We start from the raw sequence: 19936 nt of genomic DNA, 5'->3' as shown, positions 1-19936 counted from the left end.
ACAGGCTAATAACAAATGAGCTTATTGAGAAGTTTTTTCGTTACATTTATCGCTTTAGTGCCAGCAATTGCAATAGCGAGCGACAACCAAGTGCAACCTTCTCCAGCAGAAAAGGGAGTGGTTCTTTACAACCAACTTAAAATTTCATCAGCGATTCCTTATCTAAAATCCGCATCTGAAGCCGGAAATGATGAAGCACAATACTATTTAGCAGAAGCTTTACGAAAGAGAAATCGCTACATAACCTCTGAAGCGCAAAAATGGTATGAAGCTGCTGCAAAGCAAGGGAACTACTACGCAATGATTCAGTTAGGGCGTAGTGGTGATGATCTATGTAAAAGGATGAACAATTGCCCAAACTCTATTAAAGCTCCAGTCGATTGGCTTCGTAATGCACGTGATCTAGCGCAGCCTAGGGCTGAACACGGTGACGCTGAGGCGATGTATGTTATGTATGAAATAACGTTAGATCGTAGCTGGTTGGAAAAATCAGCGCTTGCTGGAAATGCAACAGCGCAATATTGGATGGCTATTGGCGATAGACAAGGCGAAGGTTTCTTCCTTCCGGGCAGGCGCAACGCATCCGTAGGTAATTGGTTGAAAGCATCGGCCGAAGGTGGAAATCCCCGCGCGATGATGGAGTATGCGGCTTATCTACATGAAAATAGTGGTGATCTTGAAACCGCTCGCCATTGGATTAGAACCGCCGCCGAACGCGGATATGAGAGCGGCGTCACCAGTTACGGCGCGTACTTAGCACATGCTCCTGAAAGGTTCGGATTCGAATTTGATGTGGTAAAAGGATATGCGATAACCTCACTTCTGAAGGAACTAGATGAAGGTGGAGGGATGCAATCTTATGTAGATGAAGTACTTCCAGAGATTGCAGAGAAAATGACTCCAGCACAACTTGTGAGCGCCGAGAAATTCGCTTCAGAATGGAAAGCGGCACATCCTCCACTCTCCTTTTTCCCGGAAAAACTAGGCAGGCAATAGTAGTGTCTAAATTTTCTATGCGGCCTTTATTAATTGTTATATTTTTTTGGGTAGATCTAAGCCTAGCGACAGACAGCGAACCCGAAAAAATTTCAGGGTTGGTCTTATACAATCAACTTAGAATAAACGCAGCGACTCAACAACTCCAAATTGAAAGCAACGATGGGAATTCCGATTCTCAATATTACTTAGCAGAAATCATTCGAAAAAAAAGTCGCTACATGGCACCCGAAGCGCAACATTGGTATGAAAAGGCAGCAGAAAAAGACAATATATACGCAATGATTCAACTGGGCCGACACAAAAATGACTTTTGTCAGAAGATTGGCAACTGCCCTCCATTCAAGAAAACCCAAGCAGAATGGTTTGCACAAGCTAAAGGATTAGCGCTACCAAAGGCGCAGGAAGGCGATCCCGAATCCTTGTATCTAATGTATGAAATCACTCTGAATCGTGATTGGTTAGAGAAATCCGCAACCGCAGGATACCCGCTTGCGCAGTACTGGATGGCGATCAGCGAACGACAGGGCGAAGGCTTCTTCTTGATTCCAGGAAAACGCGATGCGTCTGTAAAAAAATGGCTTTTGCTTTCGTCGGAAGGCGGATATCCAAAAGCCATGATGGATTACTTGGAAATTTTACATAGAGAAGGCGACACCGAGAATATTCACCATTGGCTTGAATTAGCCGTTGACACCGGTTACCAAGCAGCAGTAAGCAGTTATGGCGCTTATATTTCGCATACACCAGATAAGCTGGGTTATCCCCTGGATCTAGTTAAAGGTTATGCGCTTTTCTCGCTGCTGAAAGATCTTGATGGAGGCGGAGGAATAAAAAGATTCGTCGAAAAAAAATCAGACAGCATTGCTGAAAAAATGACAACGGAACAAATTGAACAATCAAAAGTTGTCGCGCAGGAGTGGCAAGCCACTCACCCGCCGCTTTCGTTCTTCCCCGACAAACTGAGTAACTGATTCGATTGTCTCGTATTTTCAGGGTGGCGCACTCCGGATTTCATGGTGGTGGGCTACCACCCTTTAACATCCCGGACGAAGCAACCAGCTTCCATAGACTCGGCAGAAACACCAATGAAACTGATGGCCACTGCGATCATGTTGTTAGCCCTAGCGTCAACTCAGTCATTCGCGCTTACGCATGAACAATCTCGGGCAAAAATAAAGGGCATCGAGCTATACAATCAATACAAAGCCATTTCTGCGATTGAGTTTTTGAAGATCGCCGCTGATAGTGGCGATGATGAGGCACTCTATTACTTAGGCGAATCAATAAGAAAAAATAACAGATACATGACTCAGGAAGCACAAAGGGCTTACGAGGAGTCAGCAAAAAAAGGCAATATTTATTCTATGATTCGGCTCGGAGGAGCGGACCAAGACTTGTGCGTAACTATGAAAAATTGTTCCCCCTCTGAGCAATCGCCTGAAGGCTGGATAAATGAAGCTAAGAAGCTTGCGACTGATCAGGCATCTCATGGAAATGCTGAGTCTATGTACTTGTTATGGGAAATAACAGGGAACGATGAATGGTTAGAAAAATCTGCAGAAAAAGGTTTCGCATTGGCGCAATTTCGTTTAGCGACTAAATATCAAGAAGGTGGCGGAGTGTTCCTACTGCCCTCCAGAAGATCAGATGAAATCGAAAAGTGGATGAAAGCGTCTGCAGAGAATGGCTATCCTCCAGCTATGATGGGATTTGCCGCTGTCAGGCTTGAAAAAGCCGACTTTTCATCGTTTAGAACTTGGAATGAAAAAGCCGCTGATTCAGGCTACGTATCAGCGGTTTTTGGTTATGCTTCTTATATAGGCGAAGTTGAACCAAAATACGGATTCACCTCAGACCCAGTGACGTCATATGCGCTACTATCAAATCTACTAGAGCTTGATGGTGGTGGAAACGTAATAAACAATGTTAACGATGTTTTGCCAGAAGTGGAAAAAAACCTGTCAAAAGAGCAGATAGGGAAAGCAAAAGAACTCGCAAAAACGTGTAAGGCCAACCACCCGCCTCTTTCGTTTTTCCCTGACAAGCTAGGATATTAACGCCAATGAGGCTATTCAGGTATTTCTTTGTCGCAACATTTTTAATAAGTACCACGCCTGCTTTTGCGTCAAAATCAGCGCGCGAAGTTTCTGCAGGCATTGCGTTATATAATCAGTTAAAATTTGACGCAGCCTTTCCCTCATTAGAAAAAGAAGCGCAATCTGGAAATGTGGAGTCGCAATACTACTTAGGCGAAGCGCTAAGAAAGCGCAACCGATATATGACGCCAGAAGCACAGCACTGGTATGAAACGGCGGCGATGAATGGCTCCATATACGCAATGATTCAGTTGGGCAGAGCAAAAAACGATCTTTGCGCAATAATGGAAAACTGCCCACCGTCTAAAAAAACTCAAGCCGAGTGGTTCGTGGAAGCCAAGAAAATCACTTTGCCGAAGGCAAATGATGGCGATCCAGAATCTCTGTATTTAATGTACGAAATCACCTTGGATCATAAGTGGCTAGAGAAATCTGCAAATGCAGGATATCCACTCGCGCAATATTGGATGGCTGTAAGTGAAAGACAAGGTGAAGGTTACTTCTTCATTCCTGGAGGACGTGATGCGTCAGTAAGAAGATGGCTACTTCTCTCTTCCGAGGGTGGCAACCCAAAAGCGATGATGGAATATCTAGAAACACTGTATGTAAAAGGAGAAATGGAGAGCACTCGGCACTGGCTTGAAGTGGCCGCAGCAACCGGCGAGCAAGCAGCTCTGAGCAACTATGGAGCGTACATTTCACATACTCCCGACAAAGTTGGCTACCCACTGGACCTAGTTAAAGGCTACGCTATTTTTTCTTTGTTAAAGGAGCTCGGCGACAGCGGTGGAGTGCAAGATTATGCTGACCGTAAAATTGAAAAGATTGCTGAAAAAATGACACCAAAACAAATTGAACAGTCAAAAATCGTTGCGCAAGAGTGGAAAGCCACCCATCCACCGATTTCTTTTTCCCCGAAAAACTTAGCGACTGACTCCGGTTTTTTGGTATTTCTTTAGGGAGGCGCGGACCGCCGAATTTTAATCGAAGCCTAACCGCCCCCCTTACTTCCGCAGAGAAGAAACAACCACCCATGAATTCAGCAAAGATACCAATAAAACTAATGACTGCGGCGTTAACATTGTTAACTATAATAGCAACCGAATCATCTGCTCTTACGCACGAACAGTTTCAGGCAAAAATCCAGGGCATTGAACTCTACAATCAATACAAAGCCATTTCTGCGATCGATTTTTTGAAAACCGCCGCTGACGGCGGAGATGACGAGGCGCTCTACTATCTGGGCGAAGCGTTAAGAAAAAATAACCGCCACATGACTCCGGAAGCTAAAAAAGCATACGAAAGCTCCGCAAAAAAGGGGAATATCTACTCTATGATTCGCCTTGGGAGAATTGAAGACGACTTGTGTTCAACCATGAAAAACTGTCCACCAGGTGAAGACTCTCCTAGCAGCTGGGTAATTAAAGCTAAAAGCCTTGCAATTCAACGCGCAACGCAGGGAGATAGCGAATCAATGTACCTGTTATATGAAATGACAGGCAACGATGACTGGTTAGAGAAGTCAGCAGAGAACGGATTCGCATTAGCGCAGTTCCGTCTGGCGACGAAGTACCAAGAAGGGAGTGGTTCATTTTTACTACCCTCGAGACGCAACCAAGCTATCGAACGATGGATGAAGGCGTCCGCTGAAAATGGTTATCCACTTGCAATGATGGGGTTAGCCGCAATCATGATCGAAAAAAATGATTTAGCCTCGTTCAGAAACTGGAACGAAAAAGCAGCTGACTCGAGCTACGTAGAAGGTGTATTTGGATATGCATCCTACATAGGCGAAGAAAACTCAAAATACGGTTTCGCATTCGACCCAATAAAATCATATGCTTTACTTTCAAACCTGCTAGAACTTAATGGTGGAGGCAATGTAGTACGAGACGTCAATGACACATTACCTGACATAGAAAAAAACATGTCAAAAGAGCAAATAGAAAAAGCAAAAGAGCTCGCAAAAACGTGGAAGGCCAACCATTCGCCTCTCTCGTTTTACCCTGACAAGCTAGGTTATTGATAGCAGTGCGAGCATTTAGAATTATTATAGTAATGCTGATCGCCGCTCTTTCTGCAAACAGCTCAGCACATTCGCAAACAAATGAATCAACCCTGGGAGTGGTGTTATACAACCAGCTAAAATTAGACTTGGCGATTCGCGAGCTAAAAAAAGAGGCCGATTCGGGAAATGTGAATTCACAGTATTACTTTGCCGAGGCACTTCGAAAGCGAAGCCGGTACATGACTGCTGAATCGCAGCAATGGTACGAAACCGCTGCGAATAATGGTTCTATATTTGCCATGATTCAGCTAGGCCGCCAAAACGATGACCTCTGCAGAAAAATGACCAATTGTCCCGCGAGTAAAAAATCAAGCGCCGATTGGTTGATTCAGGCTAAAAAAACAGCATCAAGCACAGACACCCCTGAGTCTTTGTATTTAATGTATGAAATAACTTCCGATCGTACTTGGTTGGAAAAATCTGCAAACGCAGGTTATGCGCTCGCGCAATATTGGATGGCCGTCGGTGATCGACAAGGTGAGGGATTTTTTCTTATACCTGGAAAACGTGATGAGGCCATCAGCAAATGGCTGAAAGCTGCCTCTGAAGGCGGCAACCCAAAAGCAATGATGGAATACATTGAGATCCTGTATAAGAAAGGCGATCTTGAAGGGGTGCGCCATTGGCTTCAGGCAGCAGCTGAAACGGGCGATCAAAAAGCAATTAGCAGTTATGGCTCTTACATTGCCCATGCGCCTGACCAAGTTGGTTATACCCTAGACCTTGTTAAAGGTTATGCACTGATTAGCTTGCTGAAAGAGCTGGATGGTGGAGGCGCTATTCAAGATTTCGTTCAAGATACTCTCGAAGAAATTGGAAGCAAAATGACATCTCAACAGATAGAAAGCTCAACAGCTGTCGCTGAGGAATGGAAAACCACTCACCCACCGCTCTCCTTCTTTCCAGAGAAACTTGGCAGATAAAATGGTTGAAATATTAAAAATTCAAGCAAGAAATAATTAAGCGTCATCTAAAATACTAAGTTTCTAGATCTCAAGCCAGGAACCCGAAGGCTACATGATCGATATTTTGAAAGATACACACCTCAGAAAAAGCTGGCGACGACGAAAAATAGTTCTTAGTGTGGTGGCTTTACTATTTTGCTACGCCACCCCGAAAATTCTGGAGCTACTACGTACTCCTGGTGCCATGCTGACGTCATCGAATTACACGGATCGCCCAATTTCTTTCTTTTCAGTAAATGATTTTGGGGGTGGCAATCTTTCTGCAATGGGCGGCGGAGGGATTGTTTGTTGCAGGAAAATCGAAGGGAAATCGGTTCGGGTTACCTGGACTCTCGGCCGAACTGGCGATCAGCTAAGGAAAGGTGTGCAGAAAGAATATCACGAGTTAAACGTGCCTCTACCTCATCGAGCACGAGGCGATGATTATCTGCACGTTCGTTTTTTACCCGGAAACGCAGTTGAGCTGAAATGGAGTTCTAACTTGATCAGCCCATTTGATTCTGAACCGAGTACGACCGGTCCTTAACTGATCGGCATTGTCATTCTCAAAACAGAATCCAGCCGTAGAATATAAGTACAACTCTCTGCTTTGGACCTTATGCGCGTGATAGATATTGCTGCGGACGCCAGCCGGAAACACACATGGCGACGAAGACGAATAGCCCTAGCTGTACTGGCATTGCTGCTTAGCTACGCCACCCCCAAAATCCTCGCACTGTTCCGCACGCCAGGTGCAATGATGACTTCGGAAAACCACATGGTGCGACCGATTTTCAGTTTCTGGGTCAATGGATTTTGGGGTGGGAACCTTTTTGCCAACGGCGGCGGTGGAATAATGTGCTGCTCCAAATTTGAGGGAGACACAGCCAAAGTCACTTGGATATTGGACATGACCAAACAGCAGCAAATACAGGGCGCGGTAGAAGAGCGCCATGAAGTTCAGCTTTCGCTTCCCCAGCGTGGCCCACACGATCAGTACCTGCATGTGCGCTTTGATCCGGGTAATAAAGTACGGCTCGGATGGAGTCCTGACTTGTTTAGCCCATTTGAACCCCGACCAACCAAAGCTGTTTCGGAAAACAGTGAGGCGCAGTAAGAATATGCGATTCAGTCAGACGCCCATGTCCAGTCGCTCGAAGATATTGATCTGCGCGACAGTGCTGCTGGCCGCTTTTGTGACATCTCTAATTCATGACCGTGTTCGTACGCCCGGTGCTGCCCTTACATCCCACAATTACACTGATCGTCCCATCGGCAGCTATTGGGTAAATGGTCACTGGGGCGGTAACGGAGGGGTGACCTGCTGTTGGAGCATCAATGGCAACACCGCTAAGGTTGCGTGGGTTCTGAGCATGTCTAAAGCTCAAGAGGATCTGGGAATGAAGATCGAAAGACACGAAGTGCAAGTGCACTTGCCTTCACGCAACCGTGGCGATGACACGTTGCATGTCTATTTTCTGCCGAACAATCGTATCGAGTTGGAGTGGGCATCGACGGTGCTGGATCCGCGTCCTCACTCAACGGAATCCTTACCACGCTGAAACACGGGTCGTTTCTCACTCCGCCCCGTGGCTGAGTCCTTTCAATTTCTCATCAAACCGGCGCCTTCCAACTCAACATCTGCTGCTGCGCCACCTGCAGCAAATCATTGCCATCCTGCGTCAGCAGGTACAGCGCATGGGTGATGTGTGGAATGTCCTGCACGTCGGCGTGCTTGAAGCACAGGCAATGCAGGGTTTCGAGCAGGTCGGCGGCGGCGCGGATGCGCTGGACGGCGGCTTCGAGGATGTCTTTCGGGTTGGCTTGGGTGTCGATGAGCAATGTCGGGGTTTCGGTGACGTTGCTGCTGAGGGGGAGATAGCGGTTTTGTAGCAGTTTAATTATTGGCATTCTGATTACTCAACTGTATTAGAAGGTAACCGCCATAGCCGTGACCAAACGGTGGGAGGCGGCCGTGTACAGGCTTGGTCAACCGAGAACAGTTCAAAACTCAGCTCGCCCGAAGGCGTCCTGCACACAGCCGCCATAGCAATGCACTCCACGGATCAAGAAATCCGAGCGGTGCGAATGATGGCACATATGCAATGAACTTTTCTCAGGTGACCAAACCCGAACCACTGATTTTGCAGCGGCAACCGACAATAACCGCCCCCTCCAGCCGCCGAAAGCAGACAAGGCACCAGCCGTTGTAGGAATTCGCCAAACCTTCCTGAGAAAACCACCCCACTCCCTGACAGCCGGCGTTCAGCTCGGTTAACCATCGCTTAACGTCGCGGTCAAAAACTCTACTGAACCGCACGCCCTCAGCCATTCTGGCTGTTGCCCAGTGCGGCAGGTTCGGGTGAATCACGCCGAACTCTAGAACCGCCACACGGGAGTCCTTTCATGAACATTCGTCCTTTATTGCTCAGCGCCGCCCTCGCCTGCACCGCGTTTGCCGCGCTGGCCCAGGCCAATGACACCTCTGCCACGTCCAAAGCCGTGCCGTATGAGTACGGCATGCCGCTGCATGTGGCCAAAGTGGTGTCGTTGACCGAGCCGCCAACACAAACGTGCAAAGTGGTGACGGCCGACATGAAGTACATCGACAACGCCGGTAAGCCTGAGGAAATCAGCTACCGGAAATTGTCTGACGCGTGCAACTTCCAGAACTGACAGAAACGTCTGATTTGCGGGTTTGCGGTAGGCGTGGGGAGTTTCGGCGGTTATGCTCGGAGCCCTCCTCACTGCCGCAAGGATTCGCCATGCAGTTGTCGTTTCGCACGTTGTCGGGTCTCACTTCTTCGTTGTGTTTTCTGTTGGCGCTGGCCTGGGGCTTTGTCCCGGACATGCTGCTGGCGATCTGGAGCATTGAATATTCCGAAGCGGCCGGGTTTGTCGCGCGGCGCAGTGCGGTGCTGTTTGCGGCGTTGGGGGTGATGTTTTATCTGGTGCGCAATGCACCGCCGTCGCTGGGGCGCAATGCGCTGAGCAACGGGTTTATTGTCGGTTGTTTTGGTTTGGCGGTGCTGGGTTTTGCGGAATGGCTAAACGGCCATGCCGGCCCCGGGATTTTGCTCGCGGTGCTGGTCGAGTTCGCGCTGGGCCTTGGTTTTGTGCAGGCCCGGCGCGTGACGGTCGAACTGGGTGAAACGGTGCGTTAGACGACTCTGGAGCGTGGGCTGTAGTGATGTTGCACAGTTTGCTGGTTCAGATCGGATCGCAGCCCGGCGATCAGTTCGTTGATTTCACGACAGCCATTGAGATGGCTGGCGTCGATGCCACTGACCAGCAGATCGACCTGATCGGTCTGGTGATCGCCGAAAACCTTGACGGTCATCGACAAGTCCGGCGACAGCGTGCACTGGCAGCGTTTCGGCAGAAAACTGCTTTCAATGATATTGCGTAGTTCCAAGGCAGACAGAAACATGGCGAAACCCTCTCCTTACTTTGAGATGCCAATCAAGTATTCACGCTGACCGTTGCTGCCCCTGCACGGGTGTGTCCCCGCTGTTTCCCTGGCGCGACAAGCGGTGGTACTGCGAAATGCCCATTGGAGTGTAGGCGCCCAAGGCCGGTGCGCCGCACTGAAAAGACGCATAAAGCGTGCCTTTCATCGGTTCATTTTCACCCTCATGAAATCAAGCACTTGGCGGCGGTGCCAGTATTTGGCTACTTGCAAATTGCAAGAATGGCCTCGACGGGTACTGCAATTTGCAACTCGACGCTGGTTTGCAATCACGGCCCATGACGGTAAGAATGCCCGTTATCCACCCTACACCCGCACGGAGGCTTCCATGGGTTCTTTACGCGTCTACGCGACCACCGGCTTGTTCATCGCCTGCCTGTCTACACTCGCCCACGCCGCCAAGCTTGAAGACGTCGCGCCGTACCCGAAGGCTGAAGCCGGGTTCACCCGTCAGGTCATTCACTTGCCCAAGCAAGAGCAGGAAGAGAACTTCCAGGTTGAAATCCTCGCCGGCAAAACTTTGGAAGTGGACTGCAACCGCCAGCGTTTGGGCGGTGTTCTCGATGAGAAGAATCTTGAAGGTTGGGGTTATCCGTTCTATCGACTGGAAAAGGTCATTGGGCCGATGAGCACGATGATGGCCTGCCCGCCCGGCAGCCAGAAGAAACGCGCGTTCGTGCCTGTCGTCGGTGACGGCTTCATGCTGCGGTACAACAGCAAGTTGCCGGTCGTGGTGTACGCACCGTCGGAGGTCGAAGTGCGCTATCGCATCTGGTCGGCGTCGGACAAAGTCGGTACAGCCCTGCAGGAATAACCCGAACAAGGAGTTCGCTGCTTGATTACTTGCCACGTCAGATATGTCATTGATCCGTACCAATTGCCTGAGTTCGAGGCCTACGCCAAGGCCTGGCTCGGCATCGTCGAGCGCTTGGGCGGCACTCATCACGGCTACTTCCTGCCGTCCGAAGGCGCGAACAATATCGCTTATTGCCTGTTCAGTTTTCCGTCGCTGACGGATTACGAAAGCTATCGGCACATCGCGCTGACCGATACGGAGAGCACCGCACTGGTGGCCAGCCTGGTCGAGAAGAAGTTTATCGTCAGCTACGAGCGCAGCTTCCTGCGCCCCTTGCTGCCGTAAGCCTGATCATGCCGAGACACCGCACACCGCGGCGCGCTCGGCGACATGGCGCAGGCTGTCGAAGTTGATATTGGCGCCCGAGTCGATCGCCACGAATGTCTGCTCGCGCACCCCGGTTCGCGCTACGTACTGCTTGATCCCGGCCACGGCCAAGGCGCCGGAAGGCTCGGTGATCGAGCGGGTATCGTCGTAAATGTTCTTGATCGCCGCGCAGAGGTCGTCGTTGCTGACGGTGATTACCTCGTCGACGCAAAAGCGGCAAACCTCAAACCCGAACGCGCCGATCTGCGCTACCGCCACGCCATCGGCGAAGGTGCCGACATTGGGCAGCACGACACGCTGATCGGCTTCCAGCGAAGCCTTCAGGCACGCGGAGTGTTCTGATTCGACGCCGATGATGCGTACTTCCGGGCGCAGGTATTTGACGTAGGCTGCGATGCCGGCGATCAGACCGCCACCACCTACCGGGATAAAAATCGCATCCAGTGTGCCTTGATGCTGGCGGAGGATTTCCATCGCCACAGTGCCCTGCCCGGCGATCACTTCCGGGTCATCGAACGGAGACACGAAGGTGCATCCGGTCTGTTCCGCCAGTTGCAGCGCATGGGCCAGCGCGAACGGGAAACTCTCGCCGTGCAGCAACGCTTCAGCACCGCGACTGCGCACACCCAGCACTTTCAGTTCCGGCGTCGTCGCCGGCATGACGATGGTCGCCGCGATCCCCAGTTCGCGCGCTGCCAGCGCCACGCCTTGCGCGTGATTGCCGGCCGATGCGGTGATTACCCCACGCGCCTTTTGCTCGTCACTGAGTTGCACCAGTTTGTTGTAGGCGCCGCGGATCTTGAAGGAGAAAGTCGGTTGCAGGTCTTCGCGCTTGAGCAGAATCCGGTTGCCCAGCGCCTCAGACAACGCCGGCGCCGCTTGCAACGGCGTGCGCACCGCGAGGTCGTACACCGGCGCGGCGAGGATCTTTTTCACGTAGTGCTCAAGCAGGGTTTGCTGATCGGGGCTGTGCGGCATGGTCGTCTCCTGACATTTTTCAAAACCCCGGAGACAGAAAGTAAAAACCCGCCTCTAGGGCGGGTTGGGTGCTGCAGTCGTGAGCTAGCCCGCCAAATGAGGAATGGCGGTAATAATCATTGGCTGGCAACGCGATACAGTCGAAGTCATGGGCTGGAAATTAGCCTGCAGGCTGGTGGCAAGTCAATGGCCAATTTTGCGTGGTGACGTTAGTCTGGCGACTCTCTCATCACACCAAGGAAGGATTGCATGATGTCTATCGCCATGCCCCTCGCGGCTTTGCTCGTGTTTAGTGGTTATACCGTTTCGGTGATGCTCCAGGCTGAACAGTCGTTGATCGATTTTGGCATCAGCCTGATGTCGCGGCCCGACACCGCGCAGGTGGTGATTGACCTGTATCTGCTGGCCACACTGGCCGGGGTGTGGATGGTCAAGGATGCCCGATCGCGTGGGCAGTCGGTCTGGTCGGTGGTGCCTTATTTGTTGCTGACGGCGGTTTTTGTGTCGATCGGGCCGTTGTTGTATCTGGTGGTGCGTGGGGTTCGCGAGCGCAAACAGAAGGCGGTGGCAAAGTGCAGCCAGATACTATGAACACCTGAAACCCCTGTAGGAGTGAGCCTGCTCGCGATAGCGGAGTGTCAGCCAAAGATGAGGTGACTGACACTCCGCTATCGCGAGCAGGCTCACTCCTACACGGGAATGTGGTGGCATTCAGGCCTTTTTTACGGCGACGAACGCGGCGGTTTCGTAAGGCACCGTCACCACATCCCTGCCACGCAGTTCCGGCTCGGCGGCAATCAACGCACGAATCTGCTCATCGACTTTCGCCCGTTTCGCATCCGGCAGCGCGGCGATGAAACTGATGGAGCGCACGCGGTTGAAGATCACGTCTTCCGGTGAGCCGGTATGACCATGATGAAACTGTTCAACCTGCAATTTCTCAAATGCCGGGTGCGGAAATGCTGTGCGCCAGGCGCCGGTGTAATAGCGCGGCGTGTCCCCTTCCAGTGCGTTGACGATGGCATCCAGTTTCGGCACCCAACTGACTGCGGTATCACGCAAGTTCCAGATCAGCCCCAACTTGCCACCCGGCTTGAGTACTCGAGCGATTTCGCTCAGCGCCTCGGTACTGGCGAACCAGTGAAACGCCTGCGCGCAAATCACCACATCCACTGAAGCGTCCGGCAACGGCAGGTCGGTCGCCGTACCGCTCACCGCGAGCACATCGGGCCAGGCGTCAGACAGTTTTTCCAGCATCTGCGCCACCGGTTCAACGGCGATCACTTGCGCCCCCGTCGCCACCAGACGTCCGGTGAACTTGCCGGTGCCGGCGCCCAGATCGATCACCGTTTTATGCCCATCCAGGCCCAGCGTCGCAGTCAACCACTCACTGACCTGCGGCGAATAGTCCGGCCGCCCTTTGACGTAGGTGTCGGCGGCGGTTTTGTAGCCGGCAGCGGCTGAATGATGGACGTGATCGGTCATGGCAACTCTCCTTACGGCAAAACATCGGATCGACGGCAGACGCTCCCGAGCATAGCGCTTGAATTTACGCTGAACTTGAACAGTCACTGATAAAGCAATGAATAAAAATTCACCCTGTGGTGTTCAAAGTGAAACATAACCCCCTGTGGAGCCTTGCCCATGACTATCCGTTCCGTTATGTTCGCCGCCCCGTTGCTGCTGGTCGCCGCGATGTCCAGCCATTTGGCCTTGGCCAATGGTGATGAAGAAGCACCGGTGCAGAAACCGGAATGCCCGAAAGGCCAGGTCTGGGACAGCAAAACGCAGAAGTGCGTGCTGCAAACCAGCAGCCTGTTACCGGACGCTGACCGTACCGATTACGCCTATCGCCTAGCCAAGGCCGGACGCTACGAAGAAGCCCTGGCACTGCTCGATACACTGAAACAACCGAACACTGCCAAGGCCCTCAACTATCGCGGTTATGCCACACGCAAACTGGGGCGCACTGACGAAGGCATCAGTTATTACCTGCAATCGGTGAAGCTCGATCCGCAATACGCGCAAGTGCGCGAATACCTCGGCGAGGCCTATGTGATCAAAGGTCGCGTCGATCTGGCGCAGGAACAGTTGCAGCAGATCAAATCGATTTGCGGCACGGCCTGCGAGGAATACCAAGACCTGGCCGAAGCCATCAACGATTCATCGAAAACCTGAGCACATATAAGGGCCGCCATCATCGTCAACGATCAGGCATTCAGAGCAGAACTCGGACAGCATCTGGCGCGACTGTGGCGCTACGGTTTGTTGCTGTCGCGCAATCGGCATTTGGCCGAGGATCTGGTGCAGGCCACGTGTGTACGAGCGCTGGAGCGCGCTAGTCAATACAACGCCGGCACGCGCATGGATCGCTGGTTATTGAGCATTCTGCATTCGATCTGGCTCAACGAAGTGCGCGCCAGGCGCGTGCGTCAGGGGACGGGACAGGTCGATGCCGACGTCCAACTGGCGTTCGATGGTGAGTACGCCGCGCAGACTCACGTGATGGCCGCGCAAGTGATCCGCCGCGTCGATGCGCTCCCCGAAACCCAGCGCGAAACCGTGTATCTGGCCTATGTCGAAGGTTTGTCCTACCGCGAAGTCGCCGAAATCCTGCAAGTGCCGATCGGCACGGTGATGAGCCGTCTGGCCACCGCCCGCCTCAAACTCGCCGAATACCCGCCGTTGCAGGCAGTGCCGAAATCCACCGAAGGAGACCGTTGATGAACACACCTTCGGATGAACAACTGGTTGCCTACCTGGACGGCGAACTCGACGGTGAATATCGCGATCAACTCGACGATGCGATTGCCGAAGACTCGCTGCTGAGCCTGCGCGTGCAATGGCTCAGCCGCAGCAACCTGCCGTACAAGAACGCCTATGACGAACTGGCGCAACAGGCACCGCTGGATCGCCTGCAAGCGCGGCTGGATGCAATTCCTTCACCACAGCGTCCGGGCTTCAACCGGCGCTGGTTTATCGGTGGCGCCGCCGCAGCGCTATTGGCCGGTGGCGTGTTGGCTGACCGGTTATTCCTCGGCTGGCATGCCACGCAATCGAACAACTGGCGCGCGCTGGTGGGCGATTACATGGCGCTGTATGTGCCGCAGACGCTCGATCATCTGCCCGCCGACGACGCCTCCCAACGAGCGCAACTGCGTACGGTCGATGCGCGTCTTGGCCTGAATCTTTCGCCAGCCACTTTGAAGTTGCCGGGCGCCGAATTCAAACGGGCACAAATGCTTGAGTACGACGGCGTGCCCATCGCGCAGATCGTTTATCTGGATGCGAAACACGGGCCATTGGCGCTGTGTGTCACGCGCTCAAACAGCGGCAGTCAGCCGTTGGCCCATGAGCGTCGTCGAGAGATGAACGTGGTGTATTGGACTGAACGTGAGCACGCGTGGATGCTGATCGGACGTAACTCTGCGCCAGAACTGCAACAGCATGCGGGACTGCTGCGCTCACAACTACTGAAAGCGTAAGAAAGCTGCAGACCTTCGCCGTCTCGATATCGCGTACACCGAGCGCAGAAGATGGCGACTGACCCAGCGCTTTCGCGAGCAGGCTCGCTCCCACAATGTTGGTGTCGTACACGAAATTTGTGAAAACCACCTAACCTGTGGGAGCGTGCTTGCCCGCAAACGCGTCGGTCAAGGCGAAAGCCTGGTGCTGATCGGTTACAACCCGCCATCACTGCTGCAAGGCATGGCCCAGAGGCTGATCAGTAATCAACTTTGATGCGGTCCACGGAGAACCAGTCGGCAGTGGGACAGTTGATCCTGATCGATTTGATTGCAGGCGCAGCAAACAGCACACTCATCGGTACGCCGTAGGACGAGCCCAGCTTCTTGCTGCCGAGCAATGTCTTGTCGGCAGAAAAATACTCTACAACGCTGTTCTCGTAGTTGACACTCACCTGCCAGAAGCTGATTCGCGTACAGGCGTTCTTGAGTTCCAACTCAACCACGACCGGTTCTGTGCCGAAGGCATCGCGACCAATGCTCAATACCTGGCCGTCAATCCGCCCCGCAAACGACTCACCGATTTCGTCACGGGGCATGATTGCGCATTCACCGTCGCCTGAGACGAAAGTGAACTGCAGGCTTGCGGTTTCCATCACACCGCCCTTTTTCACGGCTTGCGCCGGGGCAAGGGCGAAATCTTCCAACAGCGTGGCAGGCAGGTTCAGAACCTCGTACTCAACCCTTTGGAACAGCACTGCGTCGCTGTCGTCCTTGTTCCCCGCAAACGCAACCATCAACTCTACCGATAGCATGCTGCCCGGTTTGAACTTCAGCAGCAGTTCTCGAGGAAGGGTATTGTCCAGGCCGGCATTGACTTCGGGCTCCGTCACCGGGGCTTCGCGGGCGATCGGAATTTCATAGGGCAAATTATCGTGCCCGATGCCATACACGCGAAACCAGCGCAATTGCCCGACAGCCATTGCCGGCCAAGGTTTGCAGGTCGCCTGACCGGGGCCAGTAAATGCGCCCAGATCAAGCGTATTACCCAGACTTTGAGGAATATCGGGGCTTGGCAGACGCCTGTCGGCGGGTTCAATGCGCCGCACGATGACATTGCGTACGGCTGACATTCGAGTACCTCCGGCCTGTATCAACTCCCACGACAGCTTCAGCGTTTTACCGTGATTAGCCGCCAGCACCTGCGGTTTGATCAGGAAGTTGGCACGTTGATTGTTGTTGAACCTGACCGGTTGAAAAAGCGGCGAACCAAGCCCTGGAACGCCATCAAGCACAAGCCTGGCCATATCGCCCTCGCGCGCATCCGTAAACTCGACGCGCGCATAGACGCCCTCTGCAAAACCGAACGGATCCAGTTCGTAGCCACTGCCGACCAATGTCGGCGGCGGCAGGTCTGATGTCGCGGCCCCCACAATACTGACGGTGATCGCCTCTGAACGATCCAGTGAAATATCGCCACTCACCCGCGTGAAATAAAAAACTGCCGCGCCACCCGCGGCATCAGCAAAATACTTGTTTGGCACCGGAATCGAGTACATGAATGGTGTGTTCTTCACTGTTTCGGTCAGTGTCAAAGACTCCTCGCTACCCTTCGCATCACGGAAGCGCGCGCGCAATTGGATCTCATCGCCTTTCAACCAGTTGCGAGATACATAAACCTGGGCAGTGGCGGCCCTGCCATCGAGCTTTTGCAGGTCAATGGTATCCGGATCATCTTCGGCGTCGGCGGGATCCTCACTGATAATCGGCGCTTCGAACCAATTGCCCTTGAGGTTGACGTAAAGGAACTGACTCGCCGAGTCTGGACTGTTCGTATCCGGGCCATTGCCCACACAATCGAGCACGGTGTAACTCACACGAAAATCCGGGCTGTCTCCCGCCGCGATAAAGGTTGCCTCATCAATTGTGATCACCAGCGGTTGACCGAGGTCCGCTTCAGCCTGGGTCACGACACGGCTCAACACTACGTCGTTGCAATCGAGCAGCAGCGTATCGAACGCTCTCATCAATGGATAAAACAACGCGACTTCGACCCCCTCGCGGGCTCGCTTGGCATTCACGCCTTCATCGCGAATCGACTGCGCAATCTCCAGCGCCAATTCCGAGTGCCCGTCCTGCTCCGGAAACCGATCCACCAGGCCCGGGCGCTTGCTGTGAAACCAGATCCGCACCGGATATGAGGTTTCCAGCTCGACAGTGGCTCGCTCAAGTCCGTACTCAAGCGTGTTGAGCCCGTCTTGCCAAAGCTTTGCACGCACGTAAAGACTGGCATGCTGATTTTCCTCGCCCGCCATGATGACTTTAGTGGCAACTGCATCACCGTTCAGGCGCAGGACCAGTGTGTCGTCCGCCTGCGCAGTGGGCGGCGGGTCAATGACCACTTTGACGCCTTCGGGGTAGAGATACGTCAGCGCCAGAGGCAATCCCGCCTCGGCAGCCTGAGGAGTAGAAACCGGTTGCTTCATGCCTGGAACCACAGGCTTTTCGAGGGTTGGTGCGGCCATGAGTCAGTCCTTTGGTGTGCAGGTATCCGTGATTGAAAAGGACAAGAAACCTGTCCTTGACATCTGATACCTCCGCACTGGCAGCCGCAACTGTCAGATCTGACAGGTATTTAGCGAAACTGCGACCATTCATCGGATCGCCAGCGCTGGGCAACACTCGATCAGACGAGTGATGGCAACCACAGCCGAAACCGCGCGCCGCCCAACGGCGAAGACTCAACCGTCAACGTGCCGCCCTGCGCCTCCAATGCACGGCGGCTGATCGCCAGGCCCAGGCCAAACCCGCCGGTGGCGCGATCGCGGCTGCGATCCAGTCGATAGAACGGCTCGAAAATTCGCTCCCGCTCATCATCGGGAATACCGATGCCGTCATCATCGACCCAGATCTCACAACCCTCGGCATTGACCTGCACGCCAATCTGGATACGCTTTTCGCAATAGCGCATGGCGTTGCGCAGCAGGTTCTGGATCGCTCGCGCGGTCAGGCGTGGATCGAGGGAGAAGCGTTCGAGCTGACCGTGCAACAACACGTCGATGACGATTTCCGGCGATTCCAGTTCTTCATCGACGCTGCCCAGAATACTGTCGATGAACTCGTCCAGCGACACCTCGACCTGCTCCGGCAATTGCGCCGGATTCTGCAAACGGCTGTAGGAAAGCAGCTCCAGTACCAGTTCATCCAGCTCGCGAATGTGTGCGACCAGCCCCAGCAAACGCTCGCGGCTGGCGGTCGGCAAGTCATCGGACAGCGCCAGCGCCAGGCCAAAGTCCAGACGCGTCAACGGCGTGCGCAGTTCATGGGACACGGCGTTGAGCAGATCGCGTTGCTGATTGAGCAGGTTTTCGATGTCGCCGGCCATGGTGTCGAAGACATTGGCGAGGCTGCCGATGTTGGAGCTCTGGGCGATTTTCGTGCGTTCGCTCAAATGGCCTTTACCGAAGCGTTCGGCGGTGCCTTTGAGGCGTTCCAGATCACGCCAGTGCGGGCGTAGCCACATCAACAGGCAGGCCAGCAACGTCGCGCCGATCAGCACGTTGATGCTCCAGTACAACAGATTGACGTCCATCGGGTCCGGCGGCACGACCATTTGCACGGCGGTGGTGTCATCCAGCGGCGTCACCGCCAGCGTGCGCCAGCCCCAATCGCCAATGCGCACGACGTTTTCCCCACGGCGCAGGCGTTGCTGCTCGATGGCGGTGAACTCGGCATCGTCGATCCGTGCCAGAACGATGTGCAGCGGCTGGAAATCCTTGTCCATCGACGCCGCCAGTGCTGGCCATTGCTCGTGCGGCACGGCGTGAAACTGGCGGGTGATCAGCGATTGCAGGCCGCGCGAATAGTCGAGGTTGTAGGTGACGAAACGCTCGCGAAACGCCATGACCACCAGATCCGGCACCAGATAAATCGCCGCGCTGTAGGAGACGATCGTCACCAGATACAGGCGAAACAGGATGCGAAACATCAGTTCAGCATTCCCACTCGGAACGGCTGAACAGATAGCCTTTGCCCCACACGGTCTTGATCTTGCGCGCTTCGCCGGCGTGGTCGTCGAACTTGCGGCGCAGCTTGGAAATCGCCACGTCCACCGAACGGTCTGTGCCGTTGAATTCGATACCGCGCAGGCGTTGCAGGATCTGGTCGCGGCTCAACACTTCGCCGGCATGGCGGGCCAGGACCACGAGCAGGTTGTACTCGCCGCTGGACAGCTCGACCGGTTGATCGCGCCAGGTCACGGTGCGCTCCGACAGGTCAATGCACAGATTGCCCATGAGGATGCGGTCATTGGCGGTCAGCGGTTCGCCGAGGCTGCTGCGGCGCAACAAGGTACGCACTCGCGCCAGCAAGACCCGTGGCTCGCACGGTTTGGTCACGTAATCGTCAGCGCCCATTTCCAGGCCCAATACCTGATCGTGGCTGTCGTCGCGGGCGGTGAGCATCAGGATCGGCAGCGTCGCTGAATCGGCGCGCAACAAGCGGCAGACTTGCAGGCCATCGAGGCCGGGCAGCATCAGGTCGAGGATCACCAGATCCGGCGGATTGACCCGTGCCCGCTCGCGCACGTGGTCGCCACGGCCGATCACGCTGACGGAATAACCGTTGCGCTCCAGGTAGCTGGAAATCAGTTCGGCGAGGGCGGTGTCGTCTTCGACCAGGAGGATGTTGGGCATGGGGTGATCCAGAAAGTGCTGTGGCGACCGATAAGGCCCAT

Annotated in this window: 23 protein-coding genes and 1 pseudogene; 17 read left to right on the top strand and 7 right to left on the bottom strand. The window is 53.7% G+C overall.

The window, feature by feature from the left end; all coding sequences use genetic code 11:
- Positions 1-15 precede the first annotated feature (15 nt).
- From AB4N44_RS00965 to AB4N44_RS00925, 9 genes are all read left to right on the top strand, one after another.
- Positions 16-996 (top strand): tetratricopeptide repeat protein, encoded by a 981-nt coding sequence (locus AB4N44_RS00965; protein WP_150775559.1) that lies wholly within the window; start codon positions 16-18, stop codon positions 994-996.
- A gap of 2 nt (positions 997-998) precedes the next feature.
- Positions 999-1970: a tetratricopeptide repeat protein gene (locus AB4N44_RS00960; RefSeq protein ID WP_224794633.1), complete on the top strand. Its 972-nt coding sequence runs from the start codon at positions 999-1001 to the stop codon at positions 1968-1970.
- Between the two features lie 114 nt (positions 1971-2084).
- The gene (locus AB4N44_RS00955; protein ID WP_224794634.1) at positions 2085-3056 is read left to right on the top strand and encodes a tetratricopeptide repeat protein; all 972 of its coding nucleotides are present in this window, start codon (positions 2085-2087) and stop codon (positions 3054-3056) included.
- Positions 3057-3061: 5 nt separating this feature from the next.
- Positions 3062-4054, top strand: a complete 993-nt coding sequence (locus tag AB4N44_RS00950; RefSeq protein WP_460158155.1) for a tetratricopeptide repeat protein — start codon at positions 3062-3064, stop codon at positions 4052-4054.
- Between the two features lie 74 nt (positions 4055-4128).
- Entirely contained in the window at positions 4129-5121 is a 993-nt protein-coding gene (locus tag AB4N44_RS00945; protein WP_224794635.1) for a tetratricopeptide repeat protein, read from the top strand.
- Positions 5122-5153: 32 nt separating this feature from the next.
- Positions 5154-6086, top strand: coding sequence for a tetratricopeptide repeat protein (locus AB4N44_RS00940; RefSeq protein WP_460110680.1), 933 nt, complete (start codon positions 5154-5156; stop codon positions 6084-6086).
- 94 nt (positions 6087-6180) lie between these two features.
- Positions 6181-6654, top strand: coding sequence for a DUF3304 domain-containing protein (locus AB4N44_RS00935; protein ID WP_080762028.1), 474 nt, complete (start codon positions 6181-6183; stop codon positions 6652-6654).
- Positions 6655-6732: 78 nt separating this feature from the next.
- Positions 6733-7224, top strand: a complete 492-nt coding sequence (locus AB4N44_RS00930) for a DUF3304 domain-containing protein (protein ID WP_316918257.1) — start codon at positions 6733-6735, stop codon at positions 7222-7224.
- Positions 7112-7669: a DUF3304 domain-containing protein gene (locus AB4N44_RS00925; protein WP_316918256.1), complete on the top strand. Its 558-nt coding sequence runs from the start codon at positions 7112-7114 to the stop codon at positions 7667-7669. Before AB4N44_RS00930 ends, AB4N44_RS00925 begins: the two co-directional genes overlap by 113 nt.
- A gap of 52 nt (positions 7670-7721) precedes the next feature.
- Here the strand turns inward: AB4N44_RS00925 and AB4N44_RS00920 are convergent, their stop codons facing one another.
- Positions 7722-8018, bottom strand: coding sequence for a hypothetical protein (locus AB4N44_RS00920; RefSeq protein ID WP_007912147.1), 297 nt, complete (start codon positions 8016-8018; stop codon positions 7722-7724).
- A 495-nt stretch (positions 8019-8513) separates the two neighbouring features.
- Here AB4N44_RS00920 and AB4N44_RS00915 point away from each other — a divergent pair, with 495 nt between their 5' ends.
- Entirely contained in the window at positions 8514-8783 is a 270-nt protein-coding gene (locus AB4N44_RS00915) for a DUF2790 domain-containing protein (RefSeq protein ID WP_127927250.1), read from the top strand.
- Positions 8784-8872: 89 nt separating this feature from the next.
- On the top strand, positions 8873-9271 hold the full coding sequence (locus AB4N44_RS00910) for a hypothetical protein (protein WP_127927248.1): 399 nt from the start codon (positions 8873-8875) through the stop codon (positions 9269-9271).
- On the opposite strand, the gene AB4N44_RS00905 is transcribed toward AB4N44_RS00910, so the two are convergent.
- Complete coding sequence (locus AB4N44_RS00905; RefSeq protein ID WP_007912157.1) at positions 9268-9537, bottom strand: DUF1652 domain-containing protein; 270 nt, start codon at positions 9535-9537, stop codon at positions 9268-9270. The two genes, AB4N44_RS00910 and AB4N44_RS00905, sit on opposite strands and share 4 nt — an antisense overlap.
- A gap of 367 nt (positions 9538-9904) precedes the next feature.
- Between AB4N44_RS00905 and eco the strand changes: the two genes are divergently transcribed.
- Positions 9905-10390, top strand: coding sequence for a serine protease inhibitor ecotin (gene eco, locus AB4N44_RS00900; protein WP_095120899.1), 486 nt, complete (start codon positions 9905-9907; stop codon positions 10388-10390).
- A gap of 21 nt (positions 10391-10411) precedes the next feature.
- Entirely contained in the window at positions 10412-10717 is a 306-nt protein-coding gene (locus AB4N44_RS00895; RefSeq protein ID WP_095120900.1) for an NIPSNAP family protein, read from the top strand.
- 30 nt (positions 10718-10747) lie between these two features.
- Here the strand turns inward: AB4N44_RS00895 and ilvA are convergent.
- A pseudogene (gene ilvA / locus AB4N44_RS00890) lies at positions 10748-11737 on the bottom strand (threonine ammonia-lyase, biosynthetic); the annotation flags it as partial.
- Between the two features lie 249 nt (positions 11738-11986).
- On the opposite strand from ilvA, the gene AB4N44_RS00885 reads away from it, so the two are divergent.
- On the top strand, positions 11987-12328 hold the full coding sequence (locus AB4N44_RS00885; RefSeq protein ID WP_460110682.1) for a DUF2834 domain-containing protein: 342 nt from the start codon (positions 11987-11989) through the stop codon (positions 12326-12328).
- Positions 12329-12448: 120 nt separating this feature from the next.
- Here the strand turns inward: AB4N44_RS00885 and AB4N44_RS00880 are convergent, their stop codons facing one another.
- Entirely contained in the window at positions 12449-13222 is a 774-nt protein-coding gene (locus tag AB4N44_RS00880) for a methyltransferase domain-containing protein (protein ID WP_460110684.1), read from the bottom strand.
- Positions 13223-13381: 159 nt separating this feature from the next.
- On the opposite strand from AB4N44_RS00880, the gene AB4N44_RS00875 reads away from it, so the two are divergent.
- The 3 genes from AB4N44_RS00875 (at position 13382) to AB4N44_RS00865 (ending at position 15222) form a co-directional block, all read left to right on the top strand.
- Positions 13382-13915: a tetratricopeptide repeat protein gene (locus AB4N44_RS00875; RefSeq protein ID WP_150752092.1), complete on the top strand. Its 534-nt coding sequence runs from the start codon at positions 13382-13384 to the stop codon at positions 13913-13915.
- A 63-nt stretch (positions 13916-13978) separates the two neighbouring features.
- Positions 13979-14461 (top strand): sigma-70 family RNA polymerase sigma factor, encoded by a 483-nt coding sequence (locus tag AB4N44_RS00870; protein ID WP_412072196.1) that lies wholly within the window; start codon positions 13979-13981, stop codon positions 14459-14461.
- A complete protein-coding gene (locus AB4N44_RS00865) occupies positions 14461-15222 on the top strand; it encodes an anti-sigma factor family protein (RefSeq protein ID WP_150752090.1) in 762 nt (253 codons plus the stop codon). The genes AB4N44_RS00870 and AB4N44_RS00865 overlap by 1 nt, the downstream gene beginning before the upstream one ends.
- Before the next feature lie 239 nt (positions 15223-15461).
- Here AB4N44_RS00865 and AB4N44_RS00860 read toward each other — a convergent pair whose 3' ends face one another.
- The 3 genes from AB4N44_RS00860 to AB4N44_RS00850 form a co-directional block, all read right to left on the bottom strand.
- Positions 15462-17726, bottom strand: a complete 2265-nt coding sequence (locus AB4N44_RS00860; protein ID WP_460110686.1) for a hypothetical protein — start codon at positions 17724-17726, stop codon at positions 15462-15464.
- Between the two features lie 161 nt (positions 17727-17887).
- Positions 17888-19189 (bottom strand): ATP-binding protein, encoded by a 1302-nt coding sequence (locus AB4N44_RS00855; RefSeq protein ID WP_460110688.1) that lies wholly within the window; start codon positions 19187-19189, stop codon positions 17888-17890.
- A gap of 4 nt (positions 19190-19193) precedes the next feature.
- Entirely contained in the window at positions 19194-19895 is a 702-nt protein-coding gene (locus AB4N44_RS00850; RefSeq protein ID WP_007912171.1) for a response regulator, read from the bottom strand.
- Positions 19896-19936 lie beyond the last annotated feature (41 nt).

Source organism: Pseudomonas sp. S3_C06, assembly GCF_054667675.1.
The sequence above is the reverse complement of the archived record's forward strand: the minus strand, read 5'-3'. Positions and strand labels throughout refer to the sequence as shown.

Bases quoted from the DNA above. Each gene is read 5' to 3' on its own strand.
- AB4N44_RS00955 (WP_224794634.1), top strand. From the start codon at position 2,085: ATGAAACTGATGGCCACTGCGATCATGTTGTTAGCCCTAGCGTCAACT.
- AB4N44_RS00905 (WP_007912157.1), bottom strand. From the start codon at position 9,537: ATGTTTCTGTCTGCCTTGGAACTACGCAATATCATTGAAAGCAGTTTT.
- AB4N44_RS00950 (WP_460158155.1), top strand. From the start codon at position 3,062: ATGAGGCTATTCAGGTATTTCTTTGTCGCAACATTTTTAATAAGTACC.
- AB4N44_RS00945 (WP_224794635.1), top strand. From the start codon at position 4,129: ATGAATTCAGCAAAGATACCAATAAAACTAATGACTGCGGCGTTAACA.
- AB4N44_RS00925 (WP_316918256.1), top strand. From the start codon at position 7,112: ATGTGCGCTTTGATCCGGGTAATAAAGTACGGCTCGGATGGAGTCCTG.
- AB4N44_RS00855 (WP_460110688.1), bottom strand. From the start codon at position 19,189: ATGTTTCGCATCCTGTTTCGCCTGTATCTGGTGACGATCGTCTCCTAC.
- AB4N44_RS00940 (WP_460110680.1), top strand. From the start codon at position 5,154: ATGCTGATCGCCGCTCTTTCTGCAAACAGCTCAGCACATTCGCAAACA.
- AB4N44_RS00920 (WP_007912147.1), bottom strand. From the start codon at position 8,018: ATGCCAATAATTAAACTGCTACAAAACCGCTATCTCCCCCTCAGCAGC.
- AB4N44_RS00860 (WP_460110686.1), bottom strand. From the start codon at position 17,726: ATGGCCGCACCAACCCTCGAAAAGCCTGTGGTTCCAGGCATGAAGCAA.
- AB4N44_RS00910 (WP_127927248.1), top strand. From the start codon at position 8,873: ATGCAGTTGTCGTTTCGCACGTTGTCGGGTCTCACTTCTTCGTTGTGT.
- eco (WP_095120899.1), top strand. From the start codon at position 9,905: ATGGGTTCTTTACGCGTCTACGCGACCACCGGCTTGTTCATCGCCTGC.
- AB4N44_RS00875 (WP_150752092.1), top strand. From the start codon at position 13,382: ATGACTATCCGTTCCGTTATGTTCGCCGCCCCGTTGCTGCTGGTCGCC.
- AB4N44_RS00865 (WP_150752090.1), top strand. From the start codon at position 14,461: ATGAACACACCTTCGGATGAACAACTGGTTGCCTACCTGGACGGCGAA.
- AB4N44_RS00885 (WP_460110682.1), top strand. From the start codon at position 11,987: ATGATGTCTATCGCCATGCCCCTCGCGGCTTTGCTCGTGTTTAGTGGT.
- AB4N44_RS00935 (WP_080762028.1), top strand. From the start codon at position 6,181: ATGATCGATATTTTGAAAGATACACACCTCAGAAAAAGCTGGCGACGA.
- AB4N44_RS00880 (WP_460110684.1), bottom strand. From the start codon at position 13,222: ATGACCGATCACGTCCATCATTCAGCCGCTGCCGGCTACAAAACCGCC.
- AB4N44_RS00915 (WP_127927250.1), top strand. From the start codon at position 8,514: ATGAACATTCGTCCTTTATTGCTCAGCGCCGCCCTCGCCTGCACCGCG.
- AB4N44_RS00850 (WP_007912171.1), bottom strand. From the start codon at position 19,895: ATGCCCAACATCCTCCTGGTCGAAGACGACACCGCCCTCGCCGAACTG.
- AB4N44_RS00965 (WP_150775559.1), top strand. From the start codon at position 16: ATGAGCTTATTGAGAAGTTTTTTCGTTACATTTATCGCTTTAGTGCCA.